This window comes from Bradyrhizobium sp. BRP20 (genome assembly GCF_020194215.1).
Classification (GTDB): domain Bacteria; phylum Pseudomonadota; class Alphaproteobacteria; order Rhizobiales; family Xanthobacteraceae; genus Bradyrhizobium; species Bradyrhizobium yuanmingense.
In genome coordinates this window covers 155,621-175,950 of record NZ_JADYVY010000009.1, presented here as the reverse complement: position 1 = coordinate 175,950, position 20,330 = coordinate 155,621, and the positions used below count along the sequence as shown (strand labels likewise).

General features: G+C 65.6%; 22 protein-coding genes. 9 read left to right on the top strand and 13 right to left on the bottom strand.

What is annotated here, in order from left to right:
- Positions 1–2 precede the first annotated feature (2 nt).
- The 4 genes from pyrF to I6F33_RS22085 all read left to right on the top strand — a co-directional run bounded on the left by pyrF (position 3) and on the right by I6F33_RS22085 (position 2,634).
- Complete coding sequence (gene pyrF, locus I6F33_RS22100; protein WP_036024347.1) at positions 3–713, top strand: orotidine-5'-phosphate decarboxylase; 711 nt, start codon at positions 3–5, stop codon at positions 711–713.
- A gap of 26 nt (positions 714–739) precedes the next feature.
- Positions 740–1,051, top strand: coding sequence for a DUF1330 domain-containing protein (locus I6F33_RS22095; RefSeq protein ID WP_036003256.1), 312 nt, complete (start codon positions 740–742; stop codon positions 1,049–1,051).
- Between the two features lie 117 nt (positions 1,052–1,168).
- Entirely contained in the window at positions 1,169–1,984 is an 816-nt protein-coding gene (gene dapB, locus I6F33_RS22090) for a 4-hydroxy-tetrahydrodipicolinate reductase (protein WP_225142475.1), read from the top strand.
- A gap of 26 nt (positions 1,985–2,010) precedes the next feature.
- Entirely contained in the window at positions 2,011–2,634 is a 624-nt protein-coding gene (locus tag I6F33_RS22085; RefSeq protein ID WP_036003261.1) for a 2,3-bisphosphoglycerate-dependent phosphoglycerate mutase, read from the top strand.
- A 149-nt stretch (positions 2,635–2,783) separates the two neighbouring features.
- On the opposite strand, the gene I6F33_RS22080 is transcribed toward I6F33_RS22085, so the two are convergent.
- Positions 2,784–3,680 (bottom strand): bifunctional helix-turn-helix domain-containing protein/methylated-DNA--[protein]-cysteine S-methyltransferase, encoded by an 897-nt coding sequence (locus tag I6F33_RS22080; protein WP_225142473.1) that lies wholly within the window; start codon positions 3,678–3,680, stop codon positions 2,784–2,786.
- Positions 3,681–3,734: 54 nt separating this feature from the next.
- A complete protein-coding gene (locus I6F33_RS22075; RefSeq protein ID WP_109141919.1) occupies positions 3,735–4,268 on the bottom strand; it encodes a DUF2244 domain-containing protein in 534 nt (177 codons plus the stop codon).
- 22 nt (positions 4,269–4,290) lie between these two features.
- Between I6F33_RS22075 and nth the strand changes: the two genes are divergently transcribed.
- On the top strand, positions 4,291–5,043 hold the full coding sequence (nth, locus tag I6F33_RS22070) for an endonuclease III (RefSeq protein WP_225144151.1): 753 nt from the start codon (positions 4,291–4,293) through the stop codon (positions 5,041–5,043).
- Between the two features lie 20 nt (positions 5,044–5,063).
- On the opposite strand, the gene I6F33_RS22065 is transcribed toward nth, so the two are convergent.
- The 3 genes from I6F33_RS22065 to I6F33_RS22055 all read right to left on the bottom strand — a co-directional run bounded on the left by I6F33_RS22065 (position 5,064) and on the right by I6F33_RS22055 (position 8,962).
- A complete protein-coding gene (locus tag I6F33_RS22065) occupies positions 5,064–5,804 on the bottom strand; it encodes a sulfate transporter family protein (RefSeq protein ID WP_225144150.1) in 741 nt (246 codons plus the stop codon).
- A 136-nt stretch (positions 5,805–5,940) separates the two neighbouring features.
- On the bottom strand, positions 5,941–6,387 hold the full coding sequence (nikR, locus tag I6F33_RS22060; RefSeq protein WP_109141916.1) for a nickel-responsive transcriptional regulator NikR: 447 nt from the start codon (positions 6,385–6,387) through the stop codon (positions 5,941–5,943).
- Positions 6,388–6,511: 124 nt separating this feature from the next.
- Positions 6,512–8,962 (bottom strand): heavy metal translocating P-type ATPase, encoded by a 2,451-nt coding sequence (locus tag I6F33_RS22055; RefSeq protein ID WP_225144215.1) that lies wholly within the window; start codon positions 8,960–8,962, stop codon positions 6,512–6,514.
- A gap of 62 nt (positions 8,963–9,024) precedes the next feature.
- Here I6F33_RS22055 and I6F33_RS22050 point away from each other — a divergent pair, with 62 nt between their 5' ends.
- The gene (locus I6F33_RS22050) at positions 9,025–9,300 is read left to right on the top strand and encodes a metal-sensitive transcriptional regulator (protein ID WP_225144149.1); all 276 of its coding nucleotides are present in this window, start codon (positions 9,025–9,027) and stop codon (positions 9,298–9,300) included.
- Positions 9,301–9,390: 90 nt separating this feature from the next.
- Here I6F33_RS22050 and I6F33_RS22045 read toward each other — a convergent pair whose 3' ends face one another.
- The gene (locus tag I6F33_RS22045; RefSeq protein ID WP_057030555.1) at positions 9,391–10,356 is read right to left on the bottom strand and encodes a YiiX/YebB-like N1pC/P60 family cysteine hydrolase; all 966 of its coding nucleotides are present in this window, start codon (positions 10,354–10,356) and stop codon (positions 9,391–9,393) included.
- A 189-nt stretch (positions 10,357–10,545) separates the two neighbouring features.
- On the opposite strand from I6F33_RS22045, the gene I6F33_RS22040 reads away from it, so the two are divergent.
- Positions 10,546–11,934 (top strand): FAD-dependent oxidoreductase, encoded by a 1,389-nt coding sequence (locus I6F33_RS22040; RefSeq protein ID WP_225144148.1) that lies wholly within the window; start codon positions 10,546–10,548, stop codon positions 11,932–11,934.
- A 189-nt stretch (positions 11,935–12,123) separates the two neighbouring features.
- On the opposite strand, the gene I6F33_RS22035 is transcribed toward I6F33_RS22040, so the two are convergent.
- From I6F33_RS22035 to rpmI, 6 genes are all read right to left on the bottom strand, one after another.
- Positions 12,124–12,894 (bottom strand): sulfite exporter TauE/SafE family protein, encoded by a 771-nt coding sequence (locus I6F33_RS22035; RefSeq protein WP_225144147.1) that lies wholly within the window; start codon positions 12,892–12,894, stop codon positions 12,124–12,126.
- Complete coding sequence (pheT, locus tag I6F33_RS22030; RefSeq protein ID WP_225144146.1) at positions 12,891–15,299, bottom strand: phenylalanine--tRNA ligase subunit beta; 2,409 nt, start codon at positions 15,297–15,299, stop codon at positions 12,891–12,893. Before pheT ends, I6F33_RS22035 begins: the two co-directional genes overlap by 4 nt.
- A complete protein-coding gene (locus I6F33_RS22025) occupies positions 15,296–15,742 on the bottom strand; it encodes an endonuclease domain-containing protein (RefSeq protein ID WP_225144145.1) in 447 nt (148 codons plus the stop codon). Before I6F33_RS22025 ends, pheT begins: the two co-directional genes overlap by 4 nt.
- A gap of 221 nt (positions 15,743–15,963) precedes the next feature.
- Positions 15,964–17,046 carry a phenylalanine--tRNA ligase subunit alpha gene (gene pheS, locus I6F33_RS22020; RefSeq protein ID WP_128265094.1) on the bottom strand — a complete coding sequence of 361 codons (1,083 nt, stop codon included), beginning with the start codon at positions 17,044–17,046 and terminating at the stop codon, positions 15,964–15,966.
- Between the two features lie 214 nt (positions 17,047–17,260).
- Entirely contained in the window at positions 17,261–17,620 is a 360-nt protein-coding gene (gene rplT, locus I6F33_RS22015) for a 50S ribosomal protein L20 (RefSeq protein ID WP_027550107.1), read from the bottom strand.
- An 80-nt stretch (positions 17,621–17,700) separates the two neighbouring features.
- Entirely contained in the window at positions 17,701–17,901 is a 201-nt protein-coding gene (gene rpmI / locus I6F33_RS22010; RefSeq protein ID WP_008539890.1) for a 50S ribosomal protein L35, read from the bottom strand.
- 275 nt (positions 17,902–18,176) lie between these two features.
- Between rpmI and I6F33_RS22005 the strand changes: the two genes are divergently transcribed.
- Complete coding sequence (locus I6F33_RS22005; RefSeq protein ID WP_036024380.1) at positions 18,177–18,572, top strand: hypothetical protein; 396 nt, start codon at positions 18,177–18,179, stop codon at positions 18,570–18,572.
- Between the two features lie 68 nt (positions 18,573–18,640).
- Here I6F33_RS22005 and infC read toward each other — a convergent pair whose 3' ends face one another.
- A complete protein-coding gene (infC, locus tag I6F33_RS22000) occupies positions 18,641–19,180 on the bottom strand; it encodes a translation initiation factor IF-3 (protein ID WP_074447655.1) in 540 nt (179 codons plus the stop codon).
- A 251-nt stretch (positions 19,181–19,431) separates the two neighbouring features.
- Here infC and I6F33_RS21995 point away from each other — a divergent pair, with 251 nt between their 5' ends.
- On the top strand, positions 19,432–20,220 hold the full coding sequence (locus tag I6F33_RS21995; protein ID WP_225144144.1) for a carboxylesterase: 789 nt from the start codon (positions 19,432–19,434) through the stop codon (positions 20,218–20,220).
- The last annotated feature ends 110 nt before the right edge of the window (positions 20,221–20,330 follow it).

The following is a 20,330-nucleotide window of genomic DNA, read 5'->3' as shown; positions in this document are numbered from 1 at the left end:
ACATGACGCCAGCCGAGATCGCCCCGAAGGACCGCCTGATCGTTGCGCTCGATCTGCCGAGCGTTGATGCCGCGGAGGCGATGATCGCGAAGCTCGGCGACAGCGTCACGTTCTACAAGATCGGCTATCAACTCGCTTATGCCGGCGGCCTGCCGCTGATCGGCAAGCTCGCTGATGCGGGCAAGAAGGTGTTCGCCGATCTCAAGATGCACGACATCGGCAACACCGTGACGCGCGGCGTGGAGAGCGTCGCCAAGCTGGGCGCGACCTTCGTCACCGTGCACGCCTATCCGCAGACCATGAAAGGCGCCGTCGAAGGCCGCGGCAGCGCCAGCCTGAAGATCCTCGCCGTGACGGTGCTGACGTCCTACGACGACGACGATTTGCATGCAGCCGGTTATCGGCTCAGCGTGTCGGAGCTGGTCGAGGCGCGTGCGCAGCAGGCGCAGGTGCTCGGTGTCGATGGCCTCGTGTCCTCGCCGGAGGAGGTGGGTAGCCTGCGCAAGATCGTCGGCCACCAGATGAGCCTCGTCACCCCCGGCATTCGTCCGGCGGGCGCCGCCAGCGGCGACCAGAAGCGCATCATGACGCCTAGCCGTGCGATCGCCGCCGGCGCGGATTATCTGGTCGTCGGGCGCCCGGTTGTGGAAGCCGCCGATCCCAAGGCCGTCGCGGACACCATCCACGCCGAGATCGCGCAAGCGCTCGGCTAACCCACTAAACAACAGGGAGAAGAACAATGGCAAAAGGCTACTGGATCGGGCGTGTCGACGTCAGCAATGACGAGGGCTATAAGCCCTACGCCATCGCCAACGGCCCGATCTTCAAGAAATGGGGCGGCCGCTTCGTCGTCCGCGCCGGCAAGTTCACCGCCGTCGAAGGCGCCAGCCGCAACCGCAACGTCGTGATCGAATTCCCTGACTACGAGACCGCGCTCGCCTGCTACAACTCGCCGGAATACCAGGCCAACATCAAGGTGCGCCAGCCGCACTCGATCGCCGACCTCATCGTCATCGAAGGCTACGACGGCCCGCAGCCGCAGGACGGCTGAAGGCTCTCGTTCTTACCCTCCCGCTCCAGGGGAGGGTAAAGGCACGCGTCGCGCGCGTGGGCCTCGGTTGCCGGAACTGCCTCCCCCCGCTACAACGGCCTCGAAGAGGATCACACCATGTCCGACATGCGCTTGATTGTTGCGGGAGCCGGCGGCCGGATGGGCCGGGCGCTGGTGCGGGCGATTGCCGAAAGCGAGGGCGCCGTGCTGGCGGGCGCGTTGGAGGCGCCGGGCTCCGAGCTGCTCGGCAAGGATGCCGGCGTGCTCGCCGGCCTGCCCGCCAACGGCATCAAGCTCTCCGCCGATCTCTGGGCGATGTGCAAGGAGGCCGACGGCATCCTCGATTTCACGGTTCCTGCGGCGACCATCGCCAACGTTGCGATCGCCGCCGAGCGCGGCCTCGTGCACGTCGTCGGCACGACCGGCCTGTCCGGCTCGGACAATGCCGTGATCAAGAGCGTCACCAATCGCGCCGTGGTGGTGCAGTCGGGCAATATGAGTCTCGGCGTCAATCTGCTCGCCGCCGTGGTCAAGCGCGTTGCCAAGGCGCTCGACCAGAGTTTTGATATCGAGATCGTCGAGACCCATCACCGCATGAAGGTCGATGCACCCTCGGGCACCGCGCTGATGCTGGGGCAGGCCGCAGCGAGCGGCCGCGGTGTTACTCTCGATGACCATTCCGAGCGTGGCCGTGACGGCATCACCGGCGCGCGCCGGCCGGGCAATATCGGCTTCGCCTCCTTGCGTGGCGGCACCGTGGCCGGCGACCACAGCGTCACCTTCCTCGGCCCGTTCGAGCGCCTGACGCTGTCGCATCAGGCCGAGGACCGCATGCTGTTCGCCCATGGTGCGCTCAAGGCGGCGCTGTGGGCGCACGGCAAGAAGCCGGGGCACTACACCATGGCCGACGTGCTCGGCCTCGACGATATCTGATCCAATCAAGCAACGGAAAGCAGTCAATGAGCGAACGCCTTCTCGTGCTCGTGCGCCACGGCCAGAGCGAATGGAATCTGAAAAACCTGTTCACGGGCTGGAAGGACCCTGACCTCACCGAGCTCGGCGTGAAGGAAGCCAAAGAAGCCGGCCGCAAGCTGAAGGCACAGGGCCTGGTGTTCGACGTCGCCTACACCTCGGTGCTGACGCGCGCGCAGCACACGCTCGATCTCATCCTCGCTGAGCTCGGCCAGGAGGGTCTGCCGACTTCGAAGGACCTCGCGCTCAACGAGCGCGACTACGGTGATCTCTCCGGTCTCAACAAGGACGACGCCCGCAAGAAATGGGGCGAGGAGCAGGTGCTGATCTGGCGCCGCTCCTACGACGTGCCGCCGCCCGGCGGCGAAAGCCTGAAGGACACGCTCGCGCGCGCGTTGCCGTACTACGTGCAGGAGATCCTGCCCGGTGTGCTCAACGGCAAGCGCACGCTGGTTGCCGCCCACGGCAACTCGCTGCGCGCGCTGATCATGGTGCTGGAGAAGCTCTCGCCCGAAGGCATTTTGAAGCGCGAGCTCGCCACCGGCGTGCCGATCATCTACCGCCTCAACGCGGATTCGACCGTGGCCTCGAAGCTGGATCTGGCGGGGTAGACTTTGCCGCAAGCGCGGTGCCGTAGGGTGGGTTAGACGGCGACTGCGCAAAGCGCAGTCGCTGGCGTAACCCACCACTTCTGTTCTGCGGAAACCAGAGAGGTGGGTTACGCTGCGCACCCACCCTACGAAATCCTACTGCATCTTGCCTACTGCAGCCCAAGCCGCCCGGCCTCCCAGCCCAGCATCGCCTGCTTGCGGGTGATGCCCCAATGATAGCCGGTGAGCGTGCCGCTCTTGCCGAGCGCGCGGTGGCAGGGCACGACGAACGAGACCGGGTTCTTGCCGACCGCAGCACCGACGGCGCGTGAAGCCTTGGGATTCCTGATGTTGCAGGCGATGTCGGAATAGGACACTGCGCGGCCCATCGGAATCTTCAAGAGCGTCTCCCACACCCGCACTTCGAAATCGGTGCCGATCAGCACCACGCGCAGCGGCTGATCCGGCCGCCACAATTTTGGATCGAAGATGCGCGCGGCGAGCGGCGCGGTGCCTTCGTGATCTTCCACATAGGTGGCGTTCGGCCATCGCCGCGTCATGTCGGCGAGCGCGATCTTCTCCTCGCCGTGATCGGCGAAGGCGAGGCCCGACAGGCCGCGATCGGTGGCGATCACGATCGCGGTGCCGAACGGCGAGGAATGGAAGCCGTAGCGCAGGGTGAGGCCGGCACCGCCGTTCTTCCATTCGCCCGGCGACATCGCTTCATGGGTGACGAAGAGGTCGTGCAGCCGGCCCGGCCCGGACAGGCCGGAGTCGAGCGCCGCGTCAAGGATGCTGGCGGAATCCCTGAGCAGGTTCTTGGCGTGGTCGAGGGTGAGTGCCTGCATGAAAGCCTTCGGCGTGATCGAAGCCCAACGGCGGAACAGATGGTGCAGCTCATCCGGCGTGACGCCAGCGGCATCCGCCATCGCCTCGATGGTCGGTTGCGCGCGCCAGTTCGCCGAGATGAAGGCGATCGCCCGCCGCACCGAATCATAGTCGCGCAACGCGGCGTTCTGGGTGCCCGGCCTGGCCAGGCGCTGGTCATGTATCGCAAGGGTCATCATGACCGGAAATGTAGGGGAGGCGCTGGCGCGAAACCACCCGATTTCCGACTGTGCTCAGGTCGCCGGATGATAGGTCGGGCCGCGCCGCGCGGCGTTGAGAGCCCCCACTAAGGCATTGTAAAAGCTGGCCTTTTCTGCCGGCCCGAGAAAGCCCGCGATGAGCAGGCGGCGGCCGCGGGAGATCAGATAAAGGTGCTCGATGCCGTATTCCTCATCGACCTCCTGGTCGAGCCGGACCCAGAGCGGATTGAAGGTCCATTCGGAAACCTGGCCACGATGGCTGACGCGCCGCACCCGCAATTCCGACGGCGTCACCACGATTTCCTCGCTGGCCCGTGCGGCGCGAAAATTGACCTTGAAGGCCCACCAGATCACGAGCACGTCGAGACCGAAGAAGCCGAACACCGGCCAGGCGCCCATCATCAGGAAAGCGAGGCCCGTGACGAAGCCGACGGCGCTCAGGAACAGCATCACGGCGAGAAAGCCGGTGCGGTTCAGCGAGCGGTGCGGCGTCAGCAGCGCGGAGAAGATCTGAGGCTCATCCTCGCTCTCGGATCGCGACCGCGCTATTTCGTTGCCTGTGCTCATCGTCCATCAGTATATCCCGATCATGGCGAAAATCACCCGCAAGCCGGTCCCGCGCAAAGCGGCGGTGCCGAAGAGAACGGCAAGACCGGTCGCGACCAAGCCGAAAGCGCCCGCGAAGAAATCACTCAAAGCCACAAAGCCGTGGACGCCGGCCGAGGTCCACGAGGTCTTCAGCCGCTTCCGCAAGGCCAATCCGGAGCCCAAGGGCGAGCTCGAGCACGTCAACCCGTTCACGCTGCTGGTCGCGGTGGTGCTGTCGGCACAGGCGACCGATGCCGGCGTCAACAAGGCGACGCGTGCGCTGTTCGAGGTTGCCGACACCCCGCAGAAGATGCTCGATCTCGGCGAGGAGCGCTTGCGCGACTACATCAAGACGATCGGCCTCTACCGCACCAAGGCCAGGAACGTGATCGCGCTGTCGGCCAAGCTGCTCAGTGAATTCGGCGGCGAGGTGCCGCGCACGCGGGCCGAGATCGAGTCGTTGCCCGGCGCAGGTCGCAAGACCGCCAACGTCGTGCTCAACATGGCCTTCGGCGAGCACACGATGGCAGTCGACACCCACGTCTTCCGCGTCGGCAATCGCACGGGCCTAGCGCCCGGCAAGACGCCGCTCGAGGTCGAGCTCGGCCTCGAAAAAGTGATCCCGGCCGAGTTCATGCTGCACGCGCATCATTGGCTGATCCTGCACGGCCGTTATACGTGCCTCGCGCGCAAGCCACGCTGCGACGTCTGCCCGGTCAACGATCTCTGTCGCTGGCCGGAGAAGACGGTGTGAGGCAACGCCGCCCCGGGCCGCTATCGCACCTGCCGCGCCGGCTCGATCAGCTCGGGCCGCGGGCCTGACAGGCGCTTGTGCATGTGGACCATGAAGGCCATGCCGAAGATCGGTGTCGCCAGGTTCACGATCGGAATCGAGACGAAGGCGGCGATGAACAGGCCGGCGGTGAAGACCGTCGCGGCATTGTCGCGCCGCATCGCCTTGGCTTCCTCCGGCGGGCGGAAGCGCATCGCGGCGAGCTCGAAATATTCACGGCCAAGCAGCCAGGCGGCGGCGAGGAAGAAGATCAGGAAACCGGCGCCGGCGAACAGCACCAGCGGCAGAGCGGCGAGATAGACCAGGATGGCCACGAGCGCGGTCTTGATGCCCTCGAGCATCGCCCGGCTGAACGGCAGTGCCGCGCCCGGCCGCTCGGCCGGATAATGCTCGCGCTCGACGATGTCGGCGACGTCGTCGACGAACAGGCTCGCCACCAGCGAGGTGATCGCCGGCATCAGGAAGATGCCGCCGAACACGACGCCGAGACCCGTCACGATCGAGACGATCCAGGAGAGAACCTCGATCGAAGAATGCCAGCCCGGCCCGAGCAGGCCTTCCAGCCACACCTCGCCGGAGGTCGCAAACCAGCTGAGCAGCCGCTGCAAGCCGATCGCCAGCACGGTGATCAGCACCAACGCGAGCCCGATCGACCGCCACAGGATCGAGCGCATCGGCGGCGAGATCAATTGCGACAGCGCCTTAATGGCGGCATCCAGCATGGGGGACCCTCTGAGATAGACACTGCGCGAGAGGTAGACACCGGATGCGGCTTCGGCAAGGGCGGTGGCCGTCTCGCCTTGTCGGTGAAGGTGGCGCGATTTCTTCTTTACCCTCCCCTGGAGGGTAAGATTCAGCCTAGTCGTGTCTATGCCCGTGCTTGCGCGCCTTCGCCGACTTGCCGTCCCCCGTCGGGATCATCACCACGCGGCCGTAGCGCACGCCGCGTTCGGCGATGATGTGATCGGCGAAATGCCTGACCTCGGAGGCCGCGCCGCGCAGCGCCGTCATCTCCATGCAATTGTTGTCGTCGAGGTGGACATGCAGCGTCGCCAGCGCGAGGTCGTGGTGGCCGTGGAATTCCTGCACCAGCCGTTTCGACAGATCGCGCGCTGCGTGGTCATAGACGTAGATGAGGCCGGCAACGCATTGGCCGGTTTGCGCGGTGTCCTCGGCGCTCTGCTGCAGGCCGGCGCGCGCGAGGTCGCGGATGATCTCGGAGCGGTTCTGGTAACCGCGCGCTTCGGCCGCGGCGTCGATCTCCGCCAGGAGATCGTCCTCGATCGTGATGGTAATCCGCTGCATCAGATGCTCCCGCTTATGTCCTCTGAACCGTAGCCCGGATGGAGCGAAGCGCAATCCGGGACGGTGCAATATGAGGCAGGACCCCCGGATTTCGCTTACGCTCCATCCGGGCTACACAGCGTCCTTACAGCCGCGTCGCACGCAGCCGCAGCGCGTTGCCGACCACGCTCACCGAGGACAGCGCCATCGCCGCCGCGGCGATGATCGGGGAGAGCAGCAGACCGAACGCCGGATAGAGAACGCCGGCGGCGATCGGAATCCCGGCGGCGTTGTAGATGAAGGCGAAGAACAGGTTCTGCCGGATGTTGCTCATCGTCGCCTGCGACAGTTTTCGCGCGCGGACGATGCCGACGAGGTCGCCCTTGAGCAGCGTCACGCCGGCGCTCTCCATCGCAACGTCGGTGCCGGTGCCCATGGCGATGCCGACCTCGGCCGCCGCCAGTGCCGGCGCGTCGTTGACGCCGTCGCCGGCCATGGCGACGCTGCGGCCGGCCTTCTGCAGCTTGGTCACTACCGCGCTCTTCTGGTCCGGCAGCACTTCGGCCTCGACCTCGGCGATGCCGAGCCGGCGCGCCACGGCCTCGGCCGTGGTGCGGTTGTCTCCGGTCAGCATGATCACCTTGATGCCTTCCGCCGCGAGCGCCTTCAGCGCCTCCGGCGTCGAGGCCTTGACCGGATCGGCGATCGCGAACAGGCCGGCAAGCCGGCCGTCGACGGCCATGTTGATCACGGTGGCGCCGTCACCGCGCAGCCGCTCGGCTTCGGCGGCGAGCGAATGGGTGTCGACGCCGATCGACGACAGATATCTGGCATTGCCGAGCACGATGGTCTTGCCGTCGACCTTGCCCGTCGCGCCCTTGCCCGTCGGCGAGTCGAACTGCTCGACCTGGCCGAGGGTGAGCTGCTTTTCCTTGGCCGCGCGCACGATGGCGTCGGCCAGCGGATGCTCGCTGGCGCGCTCGACGGTGGCCGCCAGCCGGAGGATGTCTTCTTCCGCGAAGCCGGACGCCGGCGCGATCGTCACCACCTTGGGCTTGCCTTCGGTCAGCGTGCCTGTTTTGTCGACCACGAGCGTGTCGATCTTCTCCATACGCTCCAGCGCCTCGGCGTTCTTGATGAGCACACCGCCTTGCGCGCCGCGGCCGACGCCGACCATGATCGACATCGGCGTCGCGAGGCCGAGCGCGCAGGGACATGCGATGATCAGCACGCTGACAGCCGCGACCAGGCCGAAGGCCAGCCGCGGCTCCGGTCCGAACCAGGCCCAGGCACCGAAGGCGGCGAGGGCAACGACGATCACGGCCGGCACGAACCAGCCGGAGACTTGGTCGGCCAGGCGCTGGATCGGCGCGCGCGAGCGCTGCGCATCCGCGACCATTTGCACGATCTGCGACAGCATCGTCTCGCGCCCGACCTTGTCGGCACGCATGATGAAGCTGCCGGACTGGTTCAGCGTGCCGGCAATGACCTTGGCGCCAGTCTCCTTGGTGACCGGCATGGATTCGCCTGTCACGAGTGATTCATCTAGCGACGAGCGGCCTTCGAGGATGACGCCGTCGACCGGCACCTTCTCGCCGGGACGCACGCGCAGGCGATCGCCGGCGTGCAGCGTGTCGATCTCGACCTCGTGCTCGCTGCCGTCGGCGTCGACGCGGCGCGCGGTCTTCGGCGCGAGCTGCAGCAGCGCTTTAATCGCGCCCGAGGTCGCATCGCGGGCGCGCAGCTCCAGCACCTGGCCGAGCAGCACCAGGATGGTGATGACGGCGGCCGCCTCGAAATAGACTGCGACCGCGCCCTCATGGCCGCGGAAGGTGGCGGGGAAGATCTGCGGCGTGACCGTGCCGAGCACGCTGTAAACATAGGCAACGCCCGTACCCATCGCGATCAGCGTGAACATGTTGAGATTGCGCGTCAGCAGCGATTGCCAGCCGCGAACGAAGAACGGCCAGCCGGCCCACAGCACCACGGGCGTTGCAAAGACGAGCTGGATCCAATTCGACACGGTCGGATCGATCCAGCTGTGGGGGCCTGCGAGATGGCCGCCCATCTCCAGCGCGATCGGCGGCAGGGACAGCACGCCGCCGATCCAGAACCGCCGCGTCATGTCGGCGAGCTCGGGATTGGGGCCGGTCTCAAGGCTTGCGACCTCAGGCTCCAGCGCCATGCCGCAGATCGGGCACGTGCCCGGACCGACTTGGCGGATCTGCGGGTGCATGGGACAGGTGTAGATCGTGCCCGGGGGCATCTCCGGTTCGGGCGCCTTGTCCTTGGCAAGATACTTGGCGGGATCGGCGGCGAACTTGGTGCGGCAGCCGGCCGAGCAGAAATGGAATGTCTCGCCGCGATGTGTGATGCGATGCTTCGAGGTCGCGAGATCGACCATCATGCCGCAGACGGGATCTTTGACCTTAGTTGCGGCGTCGCCGTGGTGATGGTCGTGGCCGGCATGATCGCCGTGGCCGCCGCAGCACGAGGAAGCCTCGGGTTTCGCCGCCGGCGCTGCAGCTTTCGTGGAACAGCCGCACCCGGAATGCGTTTGCGCGCTGTGACGATGCTCGTGCTCGTTGTTGTTCATTGCCATGTTCGGCCCTTGCGCCTGCTCTTGAAACCCATACCCGGTAGGGGTATATAGACCCCATGCGCAAGGACATCAAGGCATCCGTCGGAAAACGTCTCGGCCGGATCGAGGGCCAGGTTCGTGGTCTCTCGAAAATGGTAGAGGAAGACCGCTACTGCATCGACATCGTGACGCAAATCGCGGCGGTGCGCGCCGCGTTGCGCCGGGTCGAGGAAGAGGTTTTGAAGGATCACGTCGCCCATTGCGTCGAGCACGCCATCACGAGCGGCGACAAGGCCGACCAGCGCGCCAAGATCGCGGAGCTGATGGCGGTGATCGGACGGGCGGAGCGGTAGCGCGTGCGCTCTCCACCATCGGTCAGTGATCGCGCCAGAACGTGGGCACGGCGCATCGGGCCTTTGCCCACCCTACGAGACCGTGCGAACCTAAGCCGTCATCTCCCGCGCCCGCGCGCGATACATCGCGAGCTCGCTCAGTTGTACAAAATGCTCGGAGAAAGCCACGCTGGCTCGCGCAGGCGGCGCGCTCACTTCTTGAGCCGGAATTTCACCCGACGTCGCTTCGTCAGCCGCTTCAGGAGCGAGCGGCGGCGCCACGAGCGCTTCTGGAAACACACTGAATGAGCCCGCCACCTCCTCGAGCGGCTTCTGCTTGTCTGCCCAGTGCAAGGCGGTGTAGTCGAACCCGTGCACGATGGTGGGTTTGACGACTTCGAAATAGGGCGAGATATCAAAGTCGCGGGGCATGTAGAGCGAGGAATCGCGGATGTGCAGGATCTCGCGCCGTGCGGCGCGGCTGCCGGCCTTGGTGATCTTCGGCAGGATCGGGTAGCGCACGGCGTCGAAGGCCTGCGCGATCAGCGCCGAGCAGATGATCTTGGTCGGGTCGCCCGAGCCGATCGCGATCATGCGCCGGCGCCAGCGCTGCGGTATCGGCAGCGGGAACAGATAGCGCATGAGGTCGACGATGTTCTTGGTGTCGTAGCCGAAGCCGATGCGGTTGATCGCATAGCGGCACACCGTGGTGCGATCCTCATAGGACAGCCCGACCGGGCGGCAGACGCGGGTGTGATAGGGGAAATATTTCGACAGCGGCGCCGAGGTGACGCCCTCGCCGATATTGGCCTCGATCAGAACATGCGGCTCGCCATTGGGCTCCTCTGCCCCATCGATCGGACCGACATAGAGCGCGGCGTGCGACCAGGTCGACTGCGTCAGGTATTTGATGATGCCGGAGATGCGGTTGTTGCCCTCGACCAGCAGCACGTCGCCGGGCTCGATGATGCCGCGCAGATGCTCGGGGTCGCTCGGCGTGAACGGCTCATAGCCCGGCACCTCCTTTGAGAGGTACGCGGCAATCACCTTGCCGACAGAATCCAGGACCGTCCCCATCTCAACCCCCCACGGCCTTTTCCGGCCGTCTTTTTCCCTTCTCTATCATGGTCGAAACGTGTTGCAATTCGGTTCATCACTCTGTGAGATCAAGCATGGTTGATTCACCATCCTGGTTGCTGCGCAACATCGGATACGGCAAGGTTCGCGGGCTGTTCACGTTCGCCGCAAGTCCCCGGAAACCATGACATGACAATCACGCGCCGCGGCTTTCTTTCGGCGTCGGCGGCCCTTGCGGCGATGCCGGTGCTGCGCGCATCGGCCGCGCCCCTGCCGCGCGAGGCTGACATCGTCGTGATTGGCGCGGGGGCGGCGGGAATTGCCGCGGCGCGGCGCATCATCGCGACGGGCCGCAAGGTCATCGTGGTGGAGGCGGCCGCGCAGGTCGGCGGCCGCTGCATCACCGACAGCACCACCTTCGACACGCCGTTCGACCGCGGCGCGCGCTGGATGTACAATCCCGACACCAACCCGATGATCCGGCTGGCGCGCAGTGCCGGGCTGGACGTGCTGCCGGCGCCCTCGGGCCAGAAGATGCGCATCGGCCGCCGCAATGCCCGCGCGGGCGAGACCGAGCAGTTCCTGGCCGCCCTGGTGCGCGCCAACCGCGCCATCGACGAGGCCGGACGGGGCAAGCTCGACACCTCCTGCGCATCGGTGCTGCCGAAGGATCTCGGCGACTGGGCCGGCGCGGCCGAGTTCATGCTGGGTGCGAGCTTCGCCGGCAAGGACCTCAAGGAGCTGTCCGCCATCGACAAGGGACGCGCGCAGGACCGCAACGCGGCGATCGCCTGCCGCCAGGGTTTGGGCACACTGATCGCTAGGCTCGCCGAGCAGGCGCCAGTGGCGCTGTCCACCCCAGCGAGCCGCATCGCCTGGAGCAACCGCGACGTCAGCGTCGAGACGCAAGCCGGCAGGATCGCGGCGCGCGCCGCCATCGTCACGGTCTCGACCAATGTGCTGACATCGGGCGCGATCAAATTCGCGCCCGACATTCCCAAGCGGACGCTGGATGCGGCATCGAAGCTTAGCCTCGGCAGCTACGATCGTATCGTGCTGCAGCTGCCGGGCAATCCCCTCGGCCTGTCGCGCGACGACATCCTCATCGAGCAGAGCAACTCGACCCGCACGGCGCTGATGTTAGCCAATATCGGCGGCTCCTCGCTGTGCTCGATCGATGTCGGCGGCTCGTTCGGCCGCGATCTCGCCGAGCAGGGCGAGAAGGCGATGGTGGCTTTCGCCAGGGAATGGATCACGAAGCTGTTCGGCAGCGAGGCCGCTTCCGTGGTGCAGAAGACCAGCGCCACGCGCTGGAACGCCTCGCCTTACGTCATGGGCGCGATGTCGGCAGCCTCGCCGGGCGGCCAGCTGTCGCGAAGGACCCTGGCCGAGCCGATCGGCAATGTGTTCCTCGCCGGCGAAGCCACGCACGAGACGCTCTGGGGCACCGTCGACGGCGCCTGGGAAAGCGGCGAACGCGCCGCGGACGCCGCCTTGCGCAAGATCGGCGCGCTGAAGGACGAGCCGGCCGACGTGCCGACCCAGTCGACGAAGAAGCGGCGCGTGCCGAAGCAGTAAGACGATCAAGCCGCGATAAATTCCACTGTCGTCCGGACAGGCGCAGCGAAGCGGAGCGCAGATTCGGAACCCATACTCACAGGGAGTGGTTTGGCGAGACTCGGAGTTGCCACCTTGCCCCATAACCACTCCCCGGGGTTATGGGTCCCGGGCTCGCGCTACGCGCGCCCCGGGACGACAGCGGAGATGTTACCGCAGCACGCCATCCAGTACCGGCAATCCAAAGATCACCGCCATCGCAATCAGCGCGTAGCAGATGCCGCGAAACACCTTCTCGCTGGCGCGGCCGAACAATGAGCTGCCGAACCCAACGCCAACCGCATAGACCGGGCCGACGATCAGCGACAGCACCAGCGATTCGCGGCTGATCAGGCCGGTCGCCGCGTAGCTGATCATCGAGAAGAAATCCGAGGCGCCGAAGAACAGCACGATGTTGGCGCGCGCGACCATCGGCGCGATCGGGCGGCCGAGCCAGTAGCCGACGATCGGCGGGCCGCCGGTTTGCGCGAGCCCGCTGCAGAAGCCGGAGAGGCCGCCGATGCCCACCGACAGCCAGGCATGGTCCTTGCCGCGATAGCGCCAGCCCGACAGCAGCAGAAGGAGCAGCGCCGCTACGAAGCAGGAGATGATCCAGCGCGTGGTAACGGGTTCGAGCACGCTGAGGAAATAGGTGCCGATGGGTACGCCGATCAGCGCGCCCAGCACTATCACGGCCGTGGCCTTGCGATCGGCCTTCCGCCATGCATCCGGCAGCAGCGGCGCGGCTGCGACGAAATCGATGACGAGAAGCAGGGCAGCAACGAGCCGCGGTGCCGCGATGCTGCTCGCCAGCGGCATGAAGATCAGCGCCGAACCGAAGCCGGAGAAGCCGCGCGCTGTGCCCGAAACGAAAGCGACGGCGCAGAGCGCCGCCGCGATCGTGAGGCTGACGTCCTTCGGAAGGAAGTCAGCAGGACTCATCCGCGCAACGTGCCGCCGGTCTTCTTGGTGACCTCGGCCACGATGTTCGTGGCGACGGCCTCGATCTCCTGATCGGTCAGGGTCTTCTCGCGCGGCTGCAGCGTGACCGCGATCGCGATCGACTTCTTGCCGTCATCGATGCCCTTGCCTTCGTAGATATCGAAGACATTGACGCCGGTGATCAGCTTCTTGTCGACGCCTTGCGCCGCGCGAACGATGTCGCCGGCCTTGACGGCGCGGTCGACAATGAAAGCGAAGTCACGCGACACCGGCTGGAACGCCGAGAGCTCGATCAAGGGCTTGGCGCGCGTCGGCTTCTTCTTCGCCTCGGGGATGCGATCGAGGATCACCTCGAAGACGACAAGCGGCCCGTCGGCACCGAGCGCCTCGAGGGCTCTCGGGTGCACTTCGCCGAAATATCCGAGCACGTTCTGCGGCCCGATCTGGATCGTGCCGGAGCGGCCCGGATGCAGCCAGCCGGGACCACCCGCCACGATCTGCAGCGCCTGCATCGGCGCGCCGGCGGCCCCCAGCACCGCCAGCGCATCGGCCTTGGCGTCGAACACGTCGGCCTGCGCCGAGCCGGTCCAGTGCCGGCCGAGCCCTTCGGACGAAGCAAGGCCGCGGCGCACGCCACTCGCCGCCATGAACTGGTCCTGCGGGAGATCGCCCTTGAACACCTGGCCGACCTCGAACAGCGCGACATCGCCGAAGCCGCGATCGGCATTGGCCTGCGCCGCCGCGATCAGGCCGGCCAGCAGGGTCGGGCGCATGTCGGAGAGATCCGAGGCGATCGGATTGGCAACCTCGAGCTCGCGCTGTCCGCCGCCGAACAATTCGGCCGCAGATTTTGCGATGAACGACCAGGTCACGGCTTCGACCATGCCGCGGCTCGCGAGCGCGCGCCGCGCGCGGCGGTTGCGCAGCTGCAGCGGCGTCAGCACCGGCTTGCGCGGCTCGTCGCCGCGCTCGAACGGCGTCATCGGCACCTTGTCGACGCCGAAGATGCGGACGATCTCCTCGACGATGTCGGCCTTGCCGTGCACGTCGGAGCGCCAGGACGGCACCGCGACCTTCACCACCGGGCCGGGACCCGCCATCATGAAGCCGAGATGGGTCAGGATGCGCTTCATCTCAACCTGCGGCACCTCAATGCCAGACAGGCGCTTGACTTCGGTGATCGGGAATTCGATCAGGCGGTCGTCGCCAAAGGTCTTGCCGACCAGGACGGTTTCAGAGGGCGCGCCGCCGCACATCTCCATCACCAGCTTGGTCGCGAGCTCGATGCCGGGCACCATGAAGGCCGGATCGACGCCGCGTTCGAAGCGGTAGCGCGCGTCCGAATTGATGCCGAGCTTGCGGCCGGTCTGGGCGATGTTGATCTCGTTCCACAGCGCCGATTCGATCAGCACGTCTGTGGTGTTCTCGTCGCAGCCCGATGCTTCGCCGCCCATGATGCCGGCGAGCGATTCGACGCCGTGCTCGTCCGCGATCACGCAAATGGCGGGATCGAGATTGTAGGTGCGGCCGTCGAGCGCCAGCAGGCTCTCGCCCTCGCGCGCGCGGCGCACGACGAGATTGCCCTTCACCTTCTTGGCGTCGAACACGTGCAGCGGGCGCGCGCGGTCGTAGGTCATGAAATTGGTGATGTCGACCAGCGCGTTGATCGGACGCAGCCCGATCGCGGTCAGCCGCTTCTGCAGCCATTCCGGCGACGGCCCGTTCTTGACGCCGCGCACGAGACGGAGCGCAAAGCCCGGGCACAGCGTGGCATCCTCGACCGTCACTTTCACGGGACAGGGGAATTCGCCCTTGACCGGCTTGATGGTGGGATCCTTGAACTTGCCCATGTCGGCGGCGGCGAGATCGCGCGCGATGCCGTGCACGCCGGTGCAGTCCTGCCGGTTCGGCGTCAGATTGATCTCGATGACGGGATCCCCGAGGCCGGCCCATTCGGCATAGGCCGCACCAATGGGCGCGTCCGCCGGCAATTCCATGATGCCGTCATGATCATTGGAGATCTGCAGCTCGGCCGCCGAGCACAGCATGCCGCGGCTCTCGACGCCGCGGATGGTGCCGACACCGAGCGTGATATCCTTGCCGGGAATGTAGGTGCCGGGCGGCGAGAACACGCTGACGAGCCCGGCGCGCGCATTCGGCGCGCCGCACACCACCTGCACCGGCGCACCACCGTCGCCGGTGTCGACCATGCAGACGCGCAGGCGATCCGCATTCGGATGCTGCTCGGCCGAGATCACCTTCGCAATGGTGAACGGCTTCAGCGCCTTCGCCTTGTCCTCGATGTTCTCGACCTCGAGCCCGATCATGGTGAGCTTGTCGGCGAGTTTTTCGAGCGGCTCGTCGGTCTCGAGATGATCCTTCAGCCAGGAGAGGGTGAATTTCATGGCTGCTTCTTCTCCACGGAGACGGTCTGCTCCCTCCCCCGCTTGCGGGGGAGGGTTGGGGAGAGGGCTCTCTCCGCAATGGCAGTGACGATTGTTTCAAGAACACCGGAACGGTTTGTCATGACATCGAGATTGCTGAAGCGGAGCACCTTGAAGCCCTTCGCTTCGATCGCGGCTGAGCGGCGCGCGTCGGCGCGCTCGCCTTCATCCGAAAAGTGCTGGCCGCCATCGAGCTCGATGACGAGCTTGGCCGCGTGGCAGATGAAATCGGCGATGTAATTCTCGATCGGCACCTGGCGGCGGAAACTCGCGCCGCTCAGCCGCCCCGCGCGTAGCTTCTCCCAGAGGATTCGTTCCGCATCGGTCGAGTTGCGTCTGAGCGCGCGCGCATTGGCGCGCAGCTTGTCCGATATTTTCCAGTCCGGATGCTTGGGATCGACCATTGGCAGCCCCATCGCGGAGAAACCCTCTCCCCAACCCTCCCCCGCAAGCGGGGGAGGGAGTCCGACCTGTCGGGCGGACAGAGAATACGCCCCCATGAAGCAAACGCCACGCGCACGCTCTATCCGTTCCCTCCCCCGCTTGCGGGGGAGGGTCAGGGAGAGGGTTGTCTCCGCGACGGGAACGGAGAGAGTCTTCGCAGACTCAATGTCGAGTGCCGCCCTCACGTGCTCAGCCCCCCCGCCAGCGTCGGCACCTCCAGCGGCTTGAAGCCATAGTGGCTCAGCCAGCGGACGTCGCTGTCGAACAGCTGGCGCAAATCGGCGATGCCGTATTTCAGCATGGCGATGCGGTCGATGCCCATGCCCCAGGCGAAGCCCTGGTACTCGTCGGGATCGATGCCGCAGGCGCGCAGCACGTTCGGATGCACCATGCCGCAGCCGAGAATCTCGAGCCAATCCTCGCCCTCGCCGAAGCGGATCTCGCCCTTGTCGCGGCGGCACTGGATGTCGACTTCGAGCGAAGGCTCGGTGAACGGGAAGAACGAGGGCCGGAAGCGCATGTTGATGTGGTCGACCTCGAAGAACGCCTTGCAGAACTCGTGCAGGATCCATTTGAGATGGCCAAGATGCGAGCTCTTGTCGATGACGAGGCCCTCGACCTGGTGGAATTGCGGCGTGTGGGTCGCGTCCGAATCGATGCGATAGGTGCGGCCCGGGCAGATCACGCGGATCGGCGGCTTCTGGCTCAGCATGGTGCGCACCTGCACCGGCGAGGTGTGGGTCCGCAGCAGCATGCGCGAGCCGTCCTGCTTCGGATGGAAGAAGAACGTGTCGTGCATTTCGCGCGCCGGATGGCCTTCCGGGAAATTCAGTTTGGTGAAGTTGTAATCGTCGGTCTCGATGTCGGGGCCTTCGGCCACCGAGAATCCCATGTCGGCGAAGATGGTGGTGAGCTCGTCCCAGACCTGGCTCAGCGGATGGATGCGGCCGGCCTCAGCCGGCGCATCGCGCAGCGGCAGGGTCACGTCGACGGTCTCGGACGCCAGCCGCGCATCGAGCGCCGCCGACTTCAGCACATCGCGCCGTACCGCGAGCGCCTGGCTGACTTCGTCCTTGGCCTGGTTGATCGCCGCGCCTTGCGTCTTGCGCTCGTCCGGCGACATCTTGCCGAGCGTGGCGAGCAGCGCCGAGATCGAGCCCTTCTTGCCGAGGGCTGCAACACGCACGGCCTCGAGCGCGGCCTCGTCGGCAGCGGCGGCGATGTCGGCGATGATCTGGGCTTGGAGCTGGGCAAGATCGGTCATGGCAATCCCTTTTGGCCAGGATGCTGAGCCGATGATCCTAGCCCGTCACGCCCGGCCAAAAGCGCGAAGCGCATCTTCGCGTTAGATTCGCCGGGCATCCACGTCGGAGAAGTGTATGCGCGAGAGATGACGGCCGGGGCGATGAACGCGCGACACGCGCCTCTGCCCGGGCCATCACAAGCTGAACGCTGCGCAAGTCGCGCAGTGGGGCGGCTTACGCCGCCAGCGCGGCTTTGGCCTTCTCGGCGATCGCTTGGAACGCGGCGGGCTCGCGGATCGCGAGATCCGACAGCACCTTGCGGTCCACGGTGATGCCCGACTTAGCAAGGCCGTCGATAAATCGGCTGTAGGTCAGGCCGAACGGACGGACCGCGGCGTTGAGGCGCTGGATCCAGAGCGCGCGGAAGGTGCGCTTGCGACGCTTGCGGTCGCGGAAGGCGTATTGCTGGGCCTTCTCCACGGCCGGCTTGGCGGCGCGGATGGTGTTCTTGCGGCGGCCATAGAAGCCCTTGGCGGCCTTGTAGACTTTCTTGTGCTTGGCGTGGGCGGTCACACCGCGTTTGACGCGAGACATGACGAGATCCTTCAGAGATGACTTTGGTTATCGGATCGCCGCGGGATGCGCGGCAGAGGTGGCAATGATCGTGGACCCGATCAGGCGTTCGGCAAGAAGTACTTCTTGACGTTGTCGCCGTCGGTCTTGAACAGCACGCGGGTGCCGCGGAGCTGACGGATCTGCTTCTTCGTCCGCTTGATCATGCCGTGACGCTTGCCGCGCTGGGCGTGCATCACTTTGCCGGTGGCAGTCACCTTGAAGCGCTTTTTAGCGCCCGATTTGGTCTTCAGCTTGGGCATTTGGCTCTCCTAATGGCCACAGAGATCCGCCCGCGAAGGCGGCTGGACCGTCAAAAATGCTCGTTAGAGCGTTGATTGTGCTCAAGTTTTGCGAACAGGCGCGAAACCCGCACGAGACACCGCCACGGCAGCCCGTAAATCAGCCGGGCGGTGAAGGCTGGGCTTATGACAGAGGACAGGCCAATTGGCAACGATGAACCGCCGCAACCTGCCCGCCGACTATTGAACGCTGCCACCCCTCATGTCCAAGCCTTCTCGCCTGAAGCAGGTCCAAAATGGCTCATTTCCCGCAACTTCTGATTTCATTCGCCCGCCCGCGCCCTCTGGCGCTGTTCGCCGTGCTCGCCGCGGCTGCGCTGCCACAGGCGGCTGACGCCCGCGCCGGCGGCTATGACGGCATCTGGAACGTCACCTTCGCCACCACCCGCGGCAATTGCAGCTCGGGCTACAGCGTTCCCTTCACCGTGACCGGCACCCGCGTCTCCTCCGCCGGCGGCGGCCGGGTCTCGGGCCGGGTCAACCGTTCCGGCGCTGTCGCCGTGCAGGTCTCGGTCGGCGCCTCCCACGCCAGTGGTGGTGGCCGGCTCGCCGGCGTGAACGGCGCCGGGTCGTGGAAGGGAATTATCTCCGGCGACCAGTGCAGCGGAACCTGGCAGGCGACGAGGACCTGACACACAAAACGGCCCGCCGGGGATCCGGACGGGCCGTTGAAATTCTCGAGGTCCTAAAGCGTTGCGCGTCAGCGCGGCGCCAGCACCATTACGACCTGGCGACCTTCGAACCGCGCGTCCTGCTCGACCTTGGCGAGCTCGGCGACGTCGGTCTTGATCTTGTCGAGCAACTTGGTGCCGATCTCCTGGTGCGCCATTTCGCGGCCGCGATAGCGCAGCGTGATCTTGACCTTGTCACCCTCTTCGAAGAAGCGCTGCATCGCGCGCATCTTCACGTCGTAATCGTGGTCGTCGATCATCGGACGGAGCTTGATCTCCTTGATCTCGACGGTCTTCTGCCGTTTGCGGGCTTCCGCGGCTTTCTTCTGAGCGGAATACTTGTACTTCCCGTAATCCATGATCTTGCAGACGGGAGGGCTGGTATTCGGCGAAATCTCGACCAGATCCATCCCGACTTCCTGCGCCATGCGGATGGCGACGACGGTCTCGACCGTGCCTTTGTTGTCACCGGTCTGGTCGATCAGCTGGATCTGCGCATTGCGGATATCATCATTGATGCGCGGCCCGTCTTTGCTGGCAGCGGGCGGAGCTTTATTAGGACGGCGAATGGGTGGTTCTCCAAAGTTGTGAAAGAAGCGGCTATTTTGAAGGAAGATGCGTTTGCCGGCAAGCAAGTCGCTGGTGCGAGGCGCGAAAAACCCTCAAATGCGAGGCATTTTGGTCACGGCCCTCGGCACGCTGACCGACATAGACACCTTGCCTCTGTTCCGCAAGCGTCCCAAAGGACCAATACCGATGCCGGTCGTACTTTCGGAACAGGTCCGGACAGCTCAAACCGCACAGCCAGAGTAAACGTTCCATGACCGATGCAATTCCCGATGCCGTGCTTGAGTTCATCGAGGTGGGCGAGGGGCCGTCCGCACGCAGAATCGCGGTGCGCCGCCGTCCCGGAAAAGGCCCCGGCCTGGTCTGGCTGGGCGGATTCAAGTCGGACATGCAGGGCGGCAAGGCCGTGGCGCTGGATGCCTGGGCCCACGAGCACGGCCGCGCAATCGTCCGGTTCGATTATTCCGGCCACGGCGAATCCAGCGGCGATTTCGCCATTGGGACGATCGGCAGCTGGCTCGAGGACAGTGTTGCGGTGTTCGAACGCTTCTGCGACGGCCCGCAAATCCTGATCGGCTCGTCGATGGGCGGCTGGATGGCGCTGCTGCTCGCGCGCGAGATCAAGAAGCGTGCCGGCAAAGCGTCGCTCGCAGGGCTCGTGCTGATCGCGCCGGCGCCCGATTTCACCGAAGAGCTGATGTGGAAGAATTTTCCGCCCGCAGTGAAGAAGGAAATCGAGACCAAGGGCTTCTGGCTGCGCCCATCGGAATATGGCGACGGCTCGCCCTATCCGATCACGCGGAACCTGATCGAGGAGGGACGCAACCACCTCGTGCTGGGCAGCGCCATCGATCTCGGCTGCCCCGTCCGCATCCTTCAAGGCGCGAAGGATCCTGATGTGCCCTGGCAGCACGCGTTTGCGCTGACCCATCGCCTGCCGGCCGACGACGTCGTGCTGACCATGATCCAGGACGGCGATCACCGCCTCTCCCGCCCGCAGGACATCGCGCGCATTCTTGCGGCGGTGGCTGAGATCGGGTGATGTGTCCTCTTCCTTCTCCCCTTGCGGGAGAAGGTGGCTTCGCGAAGCGAAGTCGGATGAGGGGTTCTCTCCACGGGCCCGAATGAGAGTTGGACTCGCGGAAGCAACCC

What these genes read in the sequence shown, in the direction of transcription:
- pyrF (WP_036024347.1), top strand. Translation starts at nt 3, where the DNA reads ATGACGCCAGCCGAGATCGCCCCGAAGGACCGCCTGATCGTTGCGCTC.
- I6F33_RS22095 (WP_036003256.1), top strand. Translation starts at nt 740, where the DNA reads ATGGCAAAAGGCTACTGGATCGGGCGTGTCGACGTCAGCAATGACGAG.
- dapB (WP_225142475.1), top strand. Translation starts at nt 1,169, where the DNA reads ATGTCCGACATGCGCTTGATTGTTGCGGGAGCCGGCGGCCGGATGGGC.
- I6F33_RS22085 (WP_036003261.1), top strand. Translation starts at nt 2,011, where the DNA reads ATGAGCGAACGCCTTCTCGTGCTCGTGCGCCACGGCCAGAGCGAATGG.
- I6F33_RS22080 (WP_225142473.1), bottom strand. Translation starts at nt 3,680, where the DNA reads ATGATGACCCTTGCGATACATGACCAGCGCCTGGCCAGGCCGGGCACC.
- I6F33_RS22075 (WP_109141919.1), bottom strand. Translation starts at nt 4,268, where the DNA reads ATGAGCACAGGCAACGAAATAGCGCGGTCGCGATCCGAGAGCGAGGAT.
- nth (WP_225144151.1), top strand. Translation starts at nt 4,291, where the DNA reads ATGGCGAAAATCACCCGCAAGCCGGTCCCGCGCAAAGCGGCGGTGCCG.
- I6F33_RS22065 (WP_225144150.1), bottom strand. Translation starts at nt 5,804, where the DNA reads ATGCTGGATGCCGCCATTAAGGCGCTGTCGCAATTGATCTCGCCGCCG.
- nikR (WP_109141916.1), bottom strand. Translation starts at nt 6,387, where the DNA reads ATGCAGCGGATTACCATCACGATCGAGGACGATCTCCTGGCGGAGATC.
- I6F33_RS22055 (WP_225144215.1), bottom strand. Translation starts at nt 8,962, where the DNA reads ATGAACAACAACGAGCACGAGCATCGTCACAGCGCGCAAACGCATTCC.
- I6F33_RS22050 (WP_225144149.1), top strand. Translation starts at nt 9,025, where the DNA reads ATGCGCAAGGACATCAAGGCATCCGTCGGAAAACGTCTCGGCCGGATC.
- I6F33_RS22045 (WP_057030555.1), bottom strand. Translation starts at nt 10,356, where the DNA reads ATGGGGACGGTCCTGGATTCTGTCGGCAAGGTGATTGCCGCGTACCTC.
- I6F33_RS22040 (WP_225144148.1), top strand. Translation starts at nt 10,546, where the DNA reads ATGACAATCACGCGCCGCGGCTTTCTTTCGGCGTCGGCGGCCCTTGCG.
- I6F33_RS22035 (WP_225144147.1), bottom strand. Translation starts at nt 12,894, where the DNA reads ATGAGTCCTGCTGACTTCCTTCCGAAGGACGTCAGCCTCACGATCGCG.
- pheT (WP_225144146.1), bottom strand. Translation starts at nt 15,299, where the DNA reads ATGAAATTCACCCTCTCCTGGCTGAAGGATCATCTCGAGACCGACGAG.
- I6F33_RS22025 (WP_225144145.1), bottom strand. Translation starts at nt 15,742, where the DNA reads ATGGTCGATCCCAAGCATCCGGACTGGAAAATATCGGACAAGCTGCGC.
- pheS (WP_128265094.1), bottom strand. Translation starts at nt 17,046, where the DNA reads ATGACCGATCTTGCCCAGCTCCAAGCCCAGATCATCGCCGACATCGCC.
- rplT (WP_027550107.1), bottom strand. Translation starts at nt 17,620, where the DNA reads ATGTCTCGCGTCAAACGCGGTGTGACCGCCCACGCCAAGCACAAGAAA.
- rpmI (WP_008539890.1), bottom strand. Translation starts at nt 17,901, where the DNA reads ATGCCCAAGCTGAAGACCAAATCGGGCGCTAAAAAGCGCTTCAAGGTG.
- I6F33_RS22005 (WP_036024380.1), top strand. Translation starts at nt 18,177, where the DNA reads ATGGCTCATTTCCCGCAACTTCTGATTTCATTCGCCCGCCCGCGCCCT.
- I6F33_RS21995 (WP_225144144.1), top strand. Translation starts at nt 19,432, where the DNA reads ATGACCGATGCAATTCCCGATGCCGTGCTTGAGTTCATCGAGGTGGGC.